Source organism: Blautia sp. Sow4_E7 (assembly GCF_052116245.1).
In the GTDB taxonomy this organism is placed as follows: domain Bacteria; phylum Bacillota; class Clostridia; order Lachnospirales; family Lachnospiraceae; genus Blautia_A.
On the sequence record NZ_JBQKLL010000012.1, the window covers coordinates 19111 to 33921 of the forward strand.

Here is a 14811-nt window from a genome sequence, read left to right on the forward strand (position 1 = left end):
TTCTACCTCGATTTCTGCAATATTCATTGATATATCAAGAATCCAGGACCGGCCCGCCGGTTGATTCTGCTTTTAGGTTTCATTCTTCCAGTCCTTTCTGCAGATCCGCTGCTTCTTTAATCATTGCCAGTTCCTCATCCTCAATAGTTCCATACTGCAGCAACGCAAGTGCCAGTCGGTCTATGAGTTTCGTCTGTAACTGGATAATCTTCGACTGACCATCCATCACCTCTGCGATAGTGGTTCTCATCCTGATCCCCTCCTTCCTCGTAGATTTGTTTCATGTCTGCGTGCGTCAAGACAAAATCATCCAGGATCTTCTCCTTCAGTGCATCACAGTCACAATATTTCATCATTCCTAAGTAACTCTGCAGCGTGTCTGTTGCCTGCTTAAAAGAAATCTCCTTCACTCTGTACGCTTCTTTCTTTGCCTTCAAAACTCTCTTGATGTGAAGTGTTGTTTTCTTCCTGAGTACCACTTTGTCAGGCCATACTCTGTATCCGACAAATTCAATGCCTTGATTTATTGGCCGGATACAAGTTTTATTGTTTAGCTGCAGTTCCAACTCCGTTTCCAGAAAAGAAGCAATTCTGACTTTCCATTCCTGGAGCTGTGCCTTGCTACTACTGAGAATAATCACATCATCCATGTATCGGACATAACAATGAATTTGCAATTCCCTCTTGCAGAACTGATCCAGTGCGTCCAAATACACATTCGCAAACACCTGTGATAGCAGATTTCCGATAGGCATTCCGACATCAAAAAGGCGTTCTTCCAAAGGTACTTCCCCTGGTGAACGTCCTGGCGGCAATCCTAACGGTGTATGTTTGCAATCTATAATTGATTCCAGCAATTTCAGCAACCGCTGGTCCTTAATTTTCTTTGCAAGTATTTTCTTTAGTATCCGATGCGATATCCGGTAAAAATATTTGCTTATATCTAGCTTTAAGTAATACCACTGCTCATCCTTACGGTTCACCTGTTCCAACCAGTATTTAAGCCGAAACATAGCGGTCAGCGGTCCTCTTTCCGGGATACATCCGTAAGAATCCTTGATATATCCCTTAATCAGCATAGGATTGATAACTCTGTATATCGCCCATTGAACAACTCTGTGTTTAAATTTGATGGACATTATCATCCTTTTCTTCGGTTCGTACACATAGAAAATATAATATTTGTCTATGGTATACGTCCCATCGTAAACAGAATCTCTAATCTCTTTCAAATTATCCCAGGCGTTGAAATTGAAGAGCATTACATCCTTGTTGTATCTCCTTTGATCTGAAGCATCTTCTAAGGCTCCATACAGATTTTCCATGGAGAAGATAAGATCAAAAACATTCTTAATCTTCATGTTGCGTTATCGCTCCTTTATATTTGACTATGTGTGGCAGCTTTCACTCTCGTTACTTGCGGCCTCCATAGGTGTCTCCTGCTTTGTGTGTCTCCACAGGGACGGCTCTACTCACGCACGAGTAGAACCATTTTTCTCCTTCCACACGGTCGGAGCGGAAATAGACTCCTTTAAATCTCTCGCACTGCCGGCAGTCCTTGAACTGACCGGTTCTGGCATATGAGAGTAAAGCGAAGCGGAAACCGAGGAGGCCGTTGGCGTTAGCCCGAGGGCCGCCCAGGTCCACGCCGAACACGCCAGCATTGGAAGTGTTGTTCCAGTTGCCCCCGCAGATCGGCAAACGAAATAGCCTATTCCCGGCGGCACAACCGGATCATTACCGGCTGTACCTTGATTTTGCACTTTTATTCTGTTGTGACGATTTTTGATCGCCGTATACCCATTCTTTATATTTTCCAATCATTCTTCCGATTTCTGCAGAACGGCCTTCCCATTCACTCCTGGAAGATTTCCCTTTTAAATATCCCAGGCGGTAGGCCACTCTGATGTGAGACTGGAGGGCTTTGTTCGCCTCATCCAGCTCGCTGATGGAAGTTTTCTTGTAGTATGCAACCGTTAATGCCGACGCCAGCTGCGACATTCTGTTCATACAATGAGCTATATCGTCACCTAATAATTTCTGGTGTGCAATGGACCATCTTTCGATGAGAGGGAGAGCGTAGACTTCCATGTCTTCAATTTTCTGTAATATCGTTAGTCCTTCCTCTTCCATCTCTGCTGTCATGCTGTCGGATCTCTGTTCTGCCACATTCTTTCTCCTTTCACTACAAACGCCGCCTTCCCAGGCGGCAATCAGTTTACAGTCCTCAGTTTACAAAAGCGGAGCGGAAACCGAGGAGGCCGTTGGCGTTAGCCCGAGGGCCGCCCAGGTCCACGCCGAACACGCCAGCATTGGAAGTGCTGCCCCAGCTGCCCCCGCAGCGCGGCAAACGCTCTCCGGAAGTATTTACTCCATGGTAATCTCCACCGTAATCTCCGTTCGGCTCATCTGGATACAGGAGGAGAGCTTTTGCCAACTCCGGAGCTGCTGTAAGTCCTTCACCAAGTGTCATATTGTTATATAGCAGCCAGTTTCCTGTGTCTTTCGGTGTGATAGTTCCTTTGGTAAGCTGAATCTTTCCAGAAACAACATCCCATTTCAAAGTACCGGCAGTGCCAGGAGCCACCAGTGAACCGTCAGCTGCGATTGCTTTCCATTCTGTAGAGCCGGCCGCCATACTGGTTGTCAAAATCATGCTGTTTGCATACGGAATAATCTGGATTTCTCCATCAACAAGCCTCATGCCAGCGCACCACTCCCATACATTTCCATTCAGATCGAAGATTCCATCTGGAAGCCAGTTGTGGCTCCAGGTGTCCGGACCGGAACCAGTAGCAACTCGTCCGACCTTTGCGCTGTCATAAGATGTCGGTGTTCCTTTCTCATGGGGATATCCATGGTCGCAACCATAGTTATTGTTACCTCTCGGCATAGTGCCATTCTTTCTGCACCACAGAGCAATAGCACTCCATAAGGAATACGGCATCAGTCCCCATCCGGTTCCTTTGTTTCTGCAGTAGTTGACGGACTGGTCGAAGTTCACGCTGGTCTTCGGGTCTTTAAACGGAAGTGAGTATGCTCTGTCATTCATTACAATATTCTGGAATTTGGAGACATACACAACATCTTTTTCCGCACCACCTACAGAAAATGCCGGATGGACGTTCTCACTTCCTCCGGCAATTACATCTGAGATTTTAAATTTTGGAAATGCAACCATGATGGACGGCATCCCACGATCATCCAATAAAACTGTGTTCTTTCCTCCGGACAGTGCCTCGACTGCCAGCTTCATATCATCAAAATTTGCCATGATTTAGACCTCTCTTTCCCATAATCTCAGTTCGCAACGATCCATAGAAAAAGGAACCGGCTTCAGCTCTTTGATAGTAGGCTGTTCGGTTCCCTCTTCATTTTCCGGATCATAGTTCGGATTTTCTTTTTCCACTTCTGTATATTCCCTTGCAGGAATAATGATCTGTGCAACATACTTGTCACCTGCATCGGCTCCCATTACCAGTCCACCGGTGTAGTCTTCGCAAATATCGATCACAACCTCATAGTCACGCTCTTTCTTTGAGACATTGAACATCAGCTCTCCATCGTCAAAGTCGATCGTTTTTCCAGATACCTCGTATGGAATGAAATTCTTTCCGTCTTCCGGTAAATGTGTAATCTTCATCAATAATACCTCCTCTGTGTTCTTCCCATCTCCATTGCTTCACGGCTTCTGACCGCAGTTACTTCTGCAGCTTCTCTCATTGCCGGGTTGTTGGTGTCGATTCCGTACTTCTTGGCAACATACTCGATGTCTGCCTGTCTTCTTTCGTCCTGGATAATCACATTTGCCATGATTACATTCCTCCTCTCACATACAGGTCCATGGTTACTGATTTCGCAGATCCGGTGTAAGCTACCTTGAATCCATTCAGCAGCTTGTCCGTAAACTCAATATCTCCCACAGCACCACCAGACACGCTGATAACTTCTGCTGTGATAAGATACGTCTTATAATTGCGTGGAGTTTTCAGCTGAATGGTTTTCACTGAGTTGTTAAACGGATATGTTTGGGAATTTGTCAGGGTGACTGTGACTTTCTCGCCGTCAAGTCCCTCCACTTTTCTCATAACACTTTTCAGCATCCTGACAGCCTCTGCGCTCATTTCATGTGCTTCCAGGATTCCCTGCTCCATGTGATTGAAATTAGTTGCGCTCTGCTCAGTGCCTTCCTGCAGGACTTCTCCCGGATCAGGGACGTGTTCAATGCTTCCATCCGAGTTCTGAGTTTCTTTGTACCGATACGGATTTTCTACGACTTCATCTTTCCAATATGTCGGTTCGTACATTGTGCATACCTCCTTCCTACTCCTCTAAAATGTTGATGGTTACTCGGTAATAAATACCTTCCTTTTTGGCTTTCTTGGTGATATTTTCTACTTTGCTCCACCAAAGTTCCCCACTGGTACTATAGAGCTGTACCTCTGTCACCTTTACTTCGTTAGATACAGATGGGCTTAACGTAAATTCAATCTTTACTTTTCCATCGCTGTTGATGGTGATATCCGTAATCTCGGACCGGTAATAGGTGGAACCGATCTTGTATTTGGCGTAAGCAACTGTATTCTTTACATGATTTCTAAATCCGGCCAGTGCCGCAGCTGATAACATTGCTACTCCTCCTTTTACAATTTTCTTTTGCTTCCACAGACACGATACAGAACCTCTGCCTTTGTGCTGTCAATCTGCATTTTTACTGCCCCAGGTTCTATTGTTGCCTGGAAGCTCCTATCTGGCTTTGTACCAGCAATAGGGTAGGGAAACTCGACTCCCTTACCTTCTGTCGAAGCCTGTAGCTGTAACGAAGTCAGGCGGGCGTCGTATGCTCTATCCGGTTTAGTTCCAGCAACAACGTAAGGAAATTCCTTGCCGGCTCCGTCTGTAGACACAATAACGGAAGCCTGTTCCGAAACGCCTAGACAATTAACTTGTGGATAGGTTCCTGCTTTCCTTCCCCTTGTTGTCATTCGGTAAGGGAATTTCTGTGACTGAGGATCTGCACGAATTTTGATTGTCGTTTGTGTGTCAAAAACTACCCGGAAACTTTTCTGCGCCTGCTTCACCTCATTCACCAGCTTTATGATCTGGTCTAAATTGGCTTCCGAAGTTCCAGGGCTTACGCTGATTTCAAAGGTATGAGGTGCTGTGTTTTCTATTAGCTTGACATCTCTTCCGCACAATTCTTTCAGCAGCATCTCAATTCTGGCCGGATTCATCGGCTTCCTGTAGTTTCTTTTTGAAATAACTCGACTCCGGCGTTCTTCAATACTCAACGCTTCATTGGTTGGAAGTCCATAGCTTTGCTCCCAATAAGGAAGGGACCAGGTTGCCGTTTCCGGAAATGCCTGCTCCCTTAATTCGTTAATTGTGTCCTGTGCCAATGACAGAGGTACGCTCATAACCTCGAAAATCCATTTTCCCACATATGAGTTGTCATAAATGGGGGAAATCATACCCATCATGTCCCTTGCAAGCTCTCTGGTTGGGAAGTTCTCTAAATCAAACATTTAGCTTCCCTCCTTCACCACGACAGACTTTGTGTTCGGATACTGATCCAGTTTGATTTCGATGTTTGAAATGCCACCATTCATAAGCAACTCCTCAAAATCATCAACGCCAGGTGTATTGGTAAGTACCGAATGTACCCAGTTATATTTCACTTCTCCTTCCGAATTTACGGTCTTGTAATACTTCGCAAGGCCAGCTTTAAAATCTTTTAGGACTTCTTCCTGAGCGTATCCATCTTCCAGTTCAATACTCTTGATGGTATAATCTATCTCTACCAGCTCCGGGGCGGAAACTGTCAAAATAGTATTCGGCGGTGCAAGCCTGTCCAGCGGGCTTTCAGGACTCATTATGTAGTTATATACTGCTTTCTGGAGTGTTTCGTTTGCAGCTTCTCCGTTTCCGTCAAGCACGATGATCTTTACCGTTTCTGGTCCGTTCCATTCTGGTACGACAATGGCCGTTCCTATTCCGGCTACCGACTCGGCCCAGCGTTTGTAATCTGACTCATTACCGATATATGAATCATCCATCTGCTCATTTGCCTCCATGATTCTTTCTCTCAGTTCATCGTCCGTTTCTTCCTCTGTGCCGCCGGTTGCTTTTACAGGATTGGTGATTGATACAATTCCTTCTACTGGGACTGACATCATCGTAATTGTGTTTGCATTCACGTTTGATTCAACGCCGGCAATCATTGCTCTGGCGATTACAGTTCCAGTGCCATTTTCGTTCAGTACGCACGCCTCTTCGGTGGCAAATTCTATAGACTCCACTTCTTCTGTTGCTGGTGTCGCAAACACCGTTCCTGTTGCTATAATAGTTCCTGGTTCTCCGGTAATTTCAATCGTAACACTGGCAAAGTTCGGTGCTTTTCTCGCTAACCTTGCCATATTTGCAAGGTAATCAAGAAATTCTCCACTGCTCCACTGTGGGAACATCAACTTCAATGTTTCCGGGATGTAATATTCCAGAAGTTCCGATGCGATCAATGCTGTTGGCCTGGTGAAATCCCATGGGAAACCAGCCTCCGTTTTGTCAATATCATCTGGAAGCATATCCATCATTCTCTGATGAATTGTATCTACATCGCAATCCTGTAGAAATGCAGGCAATGTAAAGTCTTCTACCATCTTAGCTCACCCCTTTCTCAAAGACAGTTGATATTGTTTCTTCCTCTTCCCACTGCGCTCCTTTGACGATGAACGAAACCACCGCATCTCCAGAGCTGTAATCAAAAATAAAATTGCGGACGTACTCTGTTGCCGGGTGAACCAGCAACGCATCAGTAATCGTCCGCTCAATCTCGCTTTCCCTCGAATCCTTGTCCGGGAAATCCTCCATATCTTCAAACTCGGTGCCAATATCATCGCTATACGCCAGAAATGCTTCCCTTTCTGTCTGAATAACTTTCCAGCACCACTGCATAAATGCTTCCCTGCCGTCTGCACGAACCATTTTATTTGATCCGTCTCTCACGAAATCTCCCTTGTCGAAGTCAAACGCCACCGAAGAGCGGTATCTTTCTTCGTATTCGGGATCGTCCGGTATCTCCGGCAGGTCAAATACCGGAAATAACTGGTCTGCCATAAATCCTCCTTCCTATGATTTCTTTACTACATCGACTACAACAGGAGTATTCTTTACCCATGTTACAAGAACGGTATCTCCAGCTTTCACCTTTGGCAAAGTTACTGAATGTTCGTGGCTTCCGTTTCCAGAGTTGTGTCCTCCATGGCTTCCTCCGGAGATATTTATTTTTAATCCGGAAACCAGCCGTCCAAGGTAATACTCTCCTTTTGGAATAGGAATAGGGAACATATTAGTTGTCAAACTTCCGTCTTTTCCTATGACACCGAAGTCTGGCTCTATGTCCCCTATTCCATCTTCCATAGTTTCTTTTATTCTTTGCTGCAATACTCTTGCCAGCTTATTCATTCCAGGATTTCCTCCTGCGGTATCTGCCACGGCTTCACCTCCTACTCAAATGTGCCTTCATCAACCCATCCGTAAACATTGCTCTTGCTATCCATGTGTACTAAATGCCATGGATGAGCTTTTCCGTTGCCTGCGCAGTTCGGTCCTAACGTAATCTTTGCCTTTCCTGCAGTTGCTCTATAGCCTCTTGCATCTGACCAACTGCTATCGTAATGTGTACCACCTTTGAAATTCACGACATCTCCTACTTTGTATGTCTTCTTTTTCGTAGTGCCTGACGTTTTCTTCTTTGGTGTTGCGGTAGGACCGGCTGTCTTTTTAACATCCATAGTCATCTGACCATTTTTGGCATTATGCTGAATGCTATTTATCAGATAATATCCGTTCAGAGAACCGACTTTTGCATGGATTATATCTCCTTTCCGGACACATGGAATATCCGGTGCAATAAGTTTACTGGTAACTTTCGGGCTTCCCTTTTCTTCCAGGATTTCTTTTGCTTCCTTCTTGGCATCATCCAGCTTATCGCTCTTTGAATGAGTGATAATCGTCTGAAACACTCCGTACTGCGTCTTTCCATTAACGGTTGCTTCTACCTTTGCTGCTTCGTCAGATTTTCCGGAAGAAACAATTTTTACCCTTGTAACCAGGTTTGCAATACTAATCTTGTGGCTTACCTGAGAGGAAACATCACCAGAAAAATGATAAATGTCTGTGTTGCTGCCCTTTGCTATAACCTGAACCTTTGATTCTGTGCTCCGCACTATTGCAGCTCCTCCACCTTTTTTCTTGGCTTCATCCAGTACTTCCCGGATAATATCTCCCAGTTTTTTGTTCTTCAGCAGTATCTTCTTGTGTGCTACATTCGGACCGGTGTACTTTGAAATGGTAATGCCCCATGATTTGAAAATTGCTGTCAGAATACTTTTTGTCTTTTTTCCGGAAGCAAAATAAACATTGTCGCTACTTTTCTGCAAATTAAAAAGGTTGTCATAGGCAACGACATTAAAAACATCATCACTTTTTGAAACCTTTCTTTCACATTCCACGATATTTCCCATGGCAACAATGCCCTTTCCGCTCCCCCAGTAGGCCTTCACTACCACAACAGAGTTAATTTTTACAAGAGAAGAAAGACGTTCTTTGTTGTACAACGCATTATACATATTGAAATGTATCTTCATTGCCAGCTCATCTTCGTTTTCTTCCCAGCCAAGCTCCTCAACTGCCTGAGTAATATTCAGCTGCAACTTCTTTTCAGTGATAACAATTACCGTATACGAAACATTATTTACATTTATCAAGAACCCACCTCCTACTTCTTTGGAATAGTTAGCTTCGTTCCTGGATAAATCCAATGCCCGTTATTGGATGATTTCCTGCCATGTTTCTTTGCAGCTGCTTCGATTTTGCTTTTATTCAGCTTATAGATTTCCGGGTATCGTGAAGCTTTACCGAGTTTCTTCTGAGCGATTCTGCTTAACGTGTCTCCGGATTTGATAGTGTAGGTTGTTGTCTTACTTCCGGTCGTGGACTTCTTGTTGCTTTTCTTCGATGCCGGCCGTTGAGTTTTGGAAGATGTTCCGATTTTCAGCTCTTTCGTTGTGTAAATCTTAATCTCCCTTGCAATAATGAATTTGATATCATAATAAAAATCACCGAGGCCGCCGGAATATTTGCCTTTGAAGCTGGAAATGTAAACGCTGTAGTTTATACAGGTTCCTGTTACCAACAATTTACAAATGGTTCCATTGTCTCGGTACTGCTCCATTCGTTTAATCAGCGTATTGGGATCAACCCACGATGATACAAATGGATAATTTTTTCTCGCTTTCCCCGGGAAGATTCCGGACCATGATATTTCCTTGATTCCCTGTCCCCTGGGGATTTTTACGTCCCCCAGGGATATGATAGAATAGGTCATGAACTTTGCATCTGCCCCAAGAGTAATTTTTTCCGGCATCATTGGAAACTGAGTAACAGCCCCGCCGGAAGGTCTGATCGATGCATTCATCTCTTACGCCTCCTGTACTGCCGGCATATTGTTGAAGATTTTACCCATGCGTTCTGCAATCTCATCGCCAAGATCATCTGCCATCTCTCGGATTCTGTTCTGCAGAACCTGGAAAATCTTTTCTTCATCCATGTTACTTCCTTCAATCTTAATGACCGGATTCATATTTACATTGACTTCAACTTTTCCTCCACCATCATTCTGCTGCGCATTATTTATAGTGAAGGTCGTACCATCTCCTTCTGACGCATCCTTGCTACTCTCGTTAGATACTGCTTGCCCCATAATGCTCCAGACTGTGTTGTCTGCCTTTTCTGGAACCTGCGCCAACTGTATGGAATCCTCCGGAATAATACTGCTTCCGGCACCTACCGCTCCACCATTGGCATGAGCTGAGATTTCTCCGTCAGGGCCAAGCATACCGAGAGTTTTTCCTGCCTGCATCCACAAACTGATTCCTCTTTGTCTGCGTCCTGGCACTGTAGGAATGATATACTCTAAGCCTTCCTCGCCCACCCATGACAATTCTGCTCCGCTTAATCCAACTTCGCCTCCATTTGCATGACCTGCAATAGTAGCTGATACAGATGATCCGCTACTTGATGTGGAAATGCTGGCTGATGGATTCGTAATATGCCAGTTCAGTGTAACTGCGACATCTGCTGAGGCTGAGAATCCCCGAGAAAATGTACTCTGTACCTGTCCGGCACATTCTGAATAAATGGCGTCTGCATTGTTTGTCTGATCGAGCGCAACATCTACATGGCCATCTGTTGGAATTGTTTGCGAAAATGCAGACTCTACATCTCCTGTCGCAAGAGAATAGATTTCTGATGAATTATTGGTCTGATCCAGGGTAATTTCTGCATGACCATTGGCTGGCACGCTGCTTACTGCGCTTTCAAGTTCTGCTGTTACCTGTTCCAAGACTCCAGACGTATCAGCCGTTACATCAGAGAATGTAACATTCGCACTTCCTTCGACCGAAGCATCCCCGACAGCTCCTTGCAGATCCTCTTCCACTTTTCCCTGTACATCTTCAGCATTTGTTGTTGTGTCCGTAACATTAACATTTGCGGACGTATCCTTCTCAACTGGTTCTGTGTCTGTCTGATTTACTGCCTCCTGGGTTGCTCCCTGCAGACCAGATGCATCTACCTGCACCAATTCTGATGGTACAGTTACCGTTGCTCCTGTCTGCACCTCGATTCCATTCGCCGCAAGTGTTCCTGATTCCATGCCAAGTGCCGCTTCAATCTGAGCGGCTGCTGATTCTGAATCTACTTGAACATCGGACAAATCCACTTGAACGCCTTCTGCAGTAACAGAAAATTCAGCGCCCTCAGTTGTCAACGCAGACATTGCCTGATCGATTGCTGATTGTGCTGCATCTCCATCTACTTCGGCAGTTAATGTGTCCATGGAAATCTTGATTTCATCTCCAGGATGAATAACGTATGGGCTTTCGATGCCGTTCTCTTCTGCTATAGTCCGCCAGTCAACACCAAGGGCATTGCCAATATCCCATAAGCAGTCCCCAGCTTCAACTTTGATAGTCGCACCCTCTGCGGTAACTTCCTCTGTTGTTGCCAAATCTCCCAACTTTTCATTTAAAGCAGACACCCATTTGTCCTTGTCTATATCTACGTCACCGTAAACCGATGCCTTTAAGCCTTCCAGGGTTACGTCCTCTGTAGTTGTCTCTGCCGCCGCTCGATCTATTGCCTCTGTCAATTCCGGTGGAAGCTGAGAACGGATAGTCTCGTACATAGGATTGCTTGGGTCTGTAAGTGATGCCTTTAATTCATCGCTTCCATTCTGCCAAATCTGATTAGCGTAATTCTGCCATGTAGCCGCAGTATCACCTGCCGCCGCTCCGACTTCAACGGCTTCGTTGAAAGAATCCATCAAGCTCTGTGGAACCGCTTTTACGGCTTCCCTATAATCATCAATCAATCCCTGCATCTGCGTTACGTCTGGTTTCATGCTTTCATACATCGTACTCAAAGCATTTTGTGTAGCGTCTGTAGTGAATCCAAGTGTTTTTCCATTGCCAAGCTCATTGAAGCCATACATCAGTGCATTTGACGCAGAGAAAGTATCTCCGCTTGCCAGCATATTCTGTGCTGATTCCAAAGAATACTGTGCATTTTCTGCAAGGCTCTGTCTATTACTCTGAATTTTTTCTGCATATGCAGAGTTCAGTGTGTTTGCTCCCAGCTGCAAGCTCTTAGTCAGCTCACTTCCTTCCTGTCCTTTCACATACCAGCCGGTCATTTCTTCGTACTGCTTATTCTGAGCATCTGTAATCCTGCCGGCCGATTCCATTGAATTAAGCTCTGAGTACCACTGTTCAACATCTGCCTGTACACTTTCTTTTGCTGACTGCCTTTGACCTCTCATGGCTTCCAGTAAATCAGTAAAGGACACGCTTTCCAGATCAGCTGCATTCAGATTTCCGTACTCCTGGTTGATCCAGTCCCACTTTGCCTGAGCTTCCGATTCTTTCCAACGGGCAGTAATATTGTTCATTTTTTCCTGCAAAGCACTGATTGCCTGTTCTTCATCAACATCGATGATGCCATCAGTCAGGGCTTTTTCTACAGCAGTCTGCAGATCATTCGACAGATTAGTAAGTTCCAAGTTGTCTGCTCTCGCCCAGTCTTCAATATTCTTTGCGAGGGTATCACCTTCTTTTGTTCCACCAATGTAGGTCTGAACATGAATATGTGCGGCAAACGTCCTGCTCTGCAGTTCTTCGATTTTAGAATCCACAAACGTTTTAATATTGCTCGTATAATCCTCTCTCTCTTCCGGAGTGAGAGTGATTCCTACCCGACTCTTGAATTCCAGCACATCGTTAGACTCCAAGGCTTTTTGTGCTGCCTCTCTCAGACTGTCTGCGTTTTTTACCTCGTTTAGAGCAAGTTCTACATTCGTAAGATACTTTTGATTAAGGATACCGGAAGCAATTTCTTCCGCTTCTTTTGCGGACAATTTGATCTTTCCGAAATGTTCTTCTAAATTATCGTTCAGAACTTTGGAATTGTAATTATCTACCGCCACTGCGATACCGGCAATAGCCGCCGCAATAGCTGCTGCTCCAAGTCCGATCATTCCCGCTTTAGAAGTCATTCCTGTTAAGGACGTAAAAAATCCTCCGACTGTATCTGCTTCGGAGGCTGCTGATGCGATATTTTTTATTGCTGATCCGATAGGTGTTAATGCGCTTACGACATTCTTTCCTCCGCTGATTAGCTTTGATGCTCCAACTCCAATTAATCCGGCACTTAACCAGCTTGTCAGACCTGCTTTTTCACCGCCAGGTAGAATTGCTGATGCACTGGAAAACAATTTCCCGATTCCCTGTGACAGCATCGACTTGCCTTCTGATCCAGCCCAGCTCATAAACGGTTCTGCAATGATCTTGTCCCAGGCAATATCAACTTTCCCGAAGAAATCTGCATCTTTCCACTCCTGGGAGCCTGTCATACTCTTAATGCTTCGTTTAAGTGACGTAGCTTTTCCGTCCACAACATCCATGATATTGTTCAGTGCTTCTTCTACTGCCGGCATTTCTGCAGTAATTCCTTCAACCGCAGTTTTCAGATATGGAGAAAGCCTTTTTCCGAAAGAGTTCTGTACTCCTTCTACTGCGCTCTGCATCAAGGTCATTGAACCGGCCAGATTATCCATCATCGTATCTGCCATGTCCTGAGCTGCATCTTTAGAGTTGTAAATAGCCGTACTCAGCTTGTTGTAATCATCTTCGGACGCATTGACGATAGCTAACATGCCAGCCATGGCTTCCTTCCCGAAAATGGTGGAAGCTGCCGCAGTCTGCTCATCTTCTGCAAGACCACCGAGACTACTTCTGATATTGTCCATGACCCCTTTAAGGCTTTTCATGTTTCCTTCGCTGTCCGTTATGCTGATTCCGTACTTTTCCATAGCTGCCGCCATACTGCTCGTAGGTGCTGCCATATTTGCGATAGCTGTTTTCAAAGAAGTGCCGGCCATGCTTCCCTTCACACTTGCGTTAGCCATGAGACCGAGAGCCAAGGATGTGTCTTCTACTGTATAATTCATCGCTCCGGCCACAGGTGCAACATACTTAAAGCTCTCACCGAGCATACCTACATTTGTGTTGGCATTTGCGCTTGCCTGGGCCAGCACATCCGCAAAATGCCCTGCATCTCCGGCTTGTAGTCCAAAAGCTGTGATGGCATCGGTTACAATGTCACTGGTGGTTCCCAGGTCTTCGCCAGAAGCCGCCGCCAAATTCATTACACCAGAAATACCGTCTATCATCTGAGTAGGCTGCCAACCGGCCATCGCCATGTAATTGAACGCCTCTGCGCTCTGCGTAGCGGTGAATTTTGTGGTTGCTCCCATCTCCTTCGCCTTTGCAGTCAAATCTTCAAAGTCCTGTCCTGTGGCTCCTGATATGGCTTTCACCTGATACATCATGGATTCAAAATCCTTGAATGTGTTTACGGTATCTGATACCCCTAGCGAAACTCCCAGTAATGATGCTCCTTGAACAACAGGATTGCTTACTGCTCTAAGCACGCTCTGTATTGGTGCGGTAACATTATCAATGATTCCTATGGTAGCATTAAAAACGGAACCGGCCCAGGACTCTGCTTTGTCCCTGGCCGCATCGATTACCGGAGATGCCTGATCGTCAGCTCCGACTTCCGCATCTCCTGACATACCATCGAAATTCTCAACAGCATCTTGTGCTACTCGTACCACTGGCGTAGCTCCATCGTCAGCACTTATTTCTGCTTCTCCGGAACTTCCGTCAAAATTTTCTACTGCGTCCTCTGCAGCTCGTATAACAGGTGTAGCTCCATCATCGGCTCCAATCTCTGCGTCACCGGATTGTCCGTCAAAGTTCTCGACAGCATCACTGGCCGCATTTACTACTTGGGTGGCGGTGTCATTGGCTCCAACATCTACATCTGCAGCTGATCCGTCCAATGCGCTGACTTGGTCTTCGACCTGGTCTACAATCTGGCTTGCCGTATCGTTGGCCGAAATATCTACATCTGCAGCTGTTCCATCTAAACTTTCAGTGGCACTCGACAGTCTGTTGATTGTTCCGGATGCCTGATCGTCAGCATCAACTCTTACATGATGTGCCCGATCCATTCGATTTAACTGCTGTTCAGTCCTTTTCATACTTCTCTCGAAGTTGGACATATTTCTGGTTGCCGACTGCACTCCGGCTGATGTGTTGTCCTGCACGCTCACCGGGATCTCAATTCTTACGGTTTCTGCCAAATCATTCACCTCCTTCCTCGTCTTCTATGATCCCTTGCCTCTTTTTC

14 protein-coding genes are annotated in these 14811 nt (G+C 45.5%); all 14 read right to left on the reverse strand.

The window, feature by feature from the left end:
- Positions 1–140 precede the first annotated feature (140 nt).
- The 14 genes from ACTQ50_RS09040 to ACTQ50_RS09105 all read right to left on the reverse strand — a co-directional run bounded on the left by ACTQ50_RS09040 (position 141) and on the right by ACTQ50_RS09105 (position 14764).
- Positions 141–1361 carry a reverse transcriptase domain-containing protein gene (locus tag ACTQ50_RS09040; RefSeq protein WP_441483924.1) on the reverse strand — a complete coding sequence of 407 codons (1221 nt, stop codon included), beginning with the start codon at positions 1359–1361 and terminating at the stop codon, positions 141–143.
- A 376-nt stretch (positions 1362–1737) separates the two neighbouring features.
- Positions 1738–2169 carry a four helix bundle protein gene (locus ACTQ50_RS09045; protein ID WP_418423118.1) on the reverse strand — a complete coding sequence of 144 codons (432 nt, stop codon included), beginning with the start codon at positions 2167–2169 and terminating at the stop codon, positions 1738–1740.
- Between the two features lie 58 nt (positions 2170–2227).
- The gene (locus tag ACTQ50_RS09050) at positions 2228–3274 is read right to left on the reverse strand and encodes an SUMF1/EgtB/PvdO family nonheme iron enzyme (RefSeq protein WP_441483925.1); all 1047 of its coding nucleotides are present in this window, start codon (positions 3272–3274) and stop codon (positions 2228–2230) included.
- Between the two features lie 3 nt (positions 3275–3277).
- Positions 3278–3643 (reverse strand): hypothetical protein, encoded by a 366-nt coding sequence (locus tag ACTQ50_RS09055; protein ID WP_173716206.1) that lies wholly within the window; start codon positions 3641–3643, stop codon positions 3278–3280.
- Complete coding sequence (locus ACTQ50_RS09060; protein WP_173716207.1) at positions 3643–3813, reverse strand: hypothetical protein; 171 nt, start codon at positions 3811–3813, stop codon at positions 3643–3645. Before ACTQ50_RS09060 ends, ACTQ50_RS09055 begins: the two co-directional genes overlap by 1 nt.
- A gap of 2 nt (positions 3814–3815) precedes the next feature.
- A complete protein-coding gene (locus ACTQ50_RS09065) occupies positions 3816–4307 on the reverse strand; it encodes a hypothetical protein (protein WP_177290860.1) in 492 nt (163 codons plus the stop codon).
- A 16-nt stretch (positions 4308–4323) separates the two neighbouring features.
- The gene (locus ACTQ50_RS09070) at positions 4324–4629 is read right to left on the reverse strand and encodes a hypothetical protein (RefSeq protein WP_441483926.1); all 306 of its coding nucleotides are present in this window, start codon (positions 4627–4629) and stop codon (positions 4324–4326) included.
- 14 nt (positions 4630–4643) lie between these two features.
- Positions 4644–5525: a putative phage tail protein gene (locus tag ACTQ50_RS09075; protein WP_441483927.1), complete on the reverse strand. Its 882-nt coding sequence runs from the start codon at positions 5523–5525 to the stop codon at positions 4644–4646.
- Complete coding sequence (locus ACTQ50_RS09080; RefSeq protein ID WP_441483928.1) at positions 5526–6656, reverse strand: baseplate J/gp47 family protein; 1131 nt, start codon at positions 6654–6656, stop codon at positions 5526–5528.
- Position 6657: 1 nt separating this feature from the next.
- Positions 6658–7113 carry a DUF2634 domain-containing protein gene (locus tag ACTQ50_RS09085; RefSeq protein ID WP_173716212.1) on the reverse strand — a complete coding sequence of 152 codons (456 nt, stop codon included), beginning with the start codon at positions 7111–7113 and terminating at the stop codon, positions 6658–6660.
- 12 nt (positions 7114–7125) lie between these two features.
- Positions 7126–7491, reverse strand: a complete 366-nt coding sequence (locus tag ACTQ50_RS09090) for a hypothetical protein (RefSeq protein ID WP_173735132.1) — start codon at positions 7489–7491, stop codon at positions 7126–7128.
- Between the two features lie 11 nt (positions 7492–7502).
- On the reverse strand, positions 7503–8765 hold the full coding sequence (locus tag ACTQ50_RS09095; RefSeq protein WP_441483929.1) for an XkdQ/YqbQ family protein: 1263 nt from the start codon (positions 8763–8765) through the stop codon (positions 7503–7505).
- 11 nt (positions 8766–8776) lie between these two features.
- Entirely contained in the window at positions 8777–9475 is a 699-nt protein-coding gene (locus ACTQ50_RS09100; RefSeq protein WP_177290855.1) for a LysM peptidoglycan-binding domain-containing protein, read from the reverse strand.
- A 3-nt stretch (positions 9476–9478) separates the two neighbouring features.
- The gene (locus ACTQ50_RS09105) at positions 9479–14764 is read right to left on the reverse strand and encodes a phage tail tape measure protein (protein WP_441483930.1); all 5286 of its coding nucleotides are present in this window, start codon (positions 14762–14764) and stop codon (positions 9479–9481) included.
- Positions 14765–14811: the final 47 nt, after the last annotated feature.